General features: G+C 41.0%; 1 protein-coding gene. It reads left to right on the top strand.

Annotation, left to right across the window (positions count from 1 at the left end; translation table 11 throughout):
* The first annotated feature begins 103 nt into the window (after positions 1 to 103).
* Positions 104 to 1,063 (top strand): phosphotransferase, encoded by a 960-nt coding sequence (locus tag KJB35_RS28175; RefSeq protein WP_042524270.1) that lies wholly within the window; start codon positions 104 to 106, stop codon positions 1,061 to 1,063.
* The last annotated feature ends 26 nt before the right edge of the window (positions 1,064 to 1,089 follow it).

The raw sequence follows: 1,089 nt of genomic DNA, 5'->3' as shown, positions 1-1,089 counted from the left end.
GGTTTGAATTAGCTTAAGTGTTTACGGCACAATGGTTTAGGTTAAGTGGTGGCGTTGTTCACCCCTTAATGCGGCGTTATGTACCTAAGGGGTAACTGGAATTATGAGTGATTTTGTTCGTAAGGTTGGTGAAAACTGGAGTCAGATTGGTGCTGGCGCTAGTATAAAACGTCAATCAGCTGGTGCGACGAATCATGTTTTTCGTATCCAATCCTCAGAGACTTATTATCTTAGAAAATATAGTGTTCGCAATGTTGCTAAGATCAAGTTAGAACATGAGCTGCTGAGAAAGTTATCGCAAAATTTGAATACTATAATTGCCCCTGTTTTGACGCGCGATCACCACTCCTTTTGTAAAATAGGTGATGAGTTTTATGCTCTATTTCCTGAAGCAAAAGGAACGTTAATCGAAAAAAGTGCTCTGTCTGAGTTTCATGCTTTTCAGTTGGGAAAAGCCCTTGCTGACCTGCATGTTCAACTCGCTTCCGAGGTTGGAAACGACTTTCCAACAATTGAGCTTTCTTGGGATAAAAGTGCTTGGGTCGATAGACTACAAAAAATAGTCGCTGCTATTGAAACAAATAGTGAATTTGATATGAATAACTCGGTGCTACGAAGAGTAAAACAACAGCGTGATTATCTAGCTAGCTCAGAAGCTACGCACTCATATACCCCGTTAACAAGCAGGCAATTAATCCACGGCGACTTTCATCATTTCAATGTCTTTTTTGATTCTAATTGCACAGTAAGCGATGTGATCGACTGGGATTTAGTGCAAAACATGCCTCCTGGTTATGAGTTGGCGAGAGCATGCATGTATATGTTCGATTTGGAGCTTCATAGGTCATTAGCTTTATTAAAAGGCTATCTGTCTGTCAAGCCTCTATCCCGATTAGAGCTTAACGATGGAGCAAAGGCGTGGGCTGTTTACGCCGACCACCATGTGTGGGCTTTGGAGGAAGTATTTTTAAAAAATAATACAGCGGCACAGAAGTTCATACCTCAAAGGGACTTTATCCCTTTTATGGAGCAGTGGTTCCAAATTGAAAGTGCCTTGTTTTGAGGCGGTACATAACAATCTGTTTAAGA

Source organism: Vibrio sp. D431a (assembly GCF_030248655.1).
Classification (GTDB): domain Bacteria; phylum Pseudomonadota; class Gammaproteobacteria; order Enterobacterales; family Vibrionaceae; genus Vibrio; species Vibrio alginolyticus.
This window is presented reverse-complemented; position numbering and strand designations above follow the sequence as displayed.

Bases quoted from the DNA above. Each gene is read 5' to 3' on its own strand.
- KJB35_RS28175 (WP_042524270.1), top strand. From the start codon at position 104: ATGAGTGATTTTGTTCGTAAGGTTGGTGAAAACTGGAGTCAGATTGGT.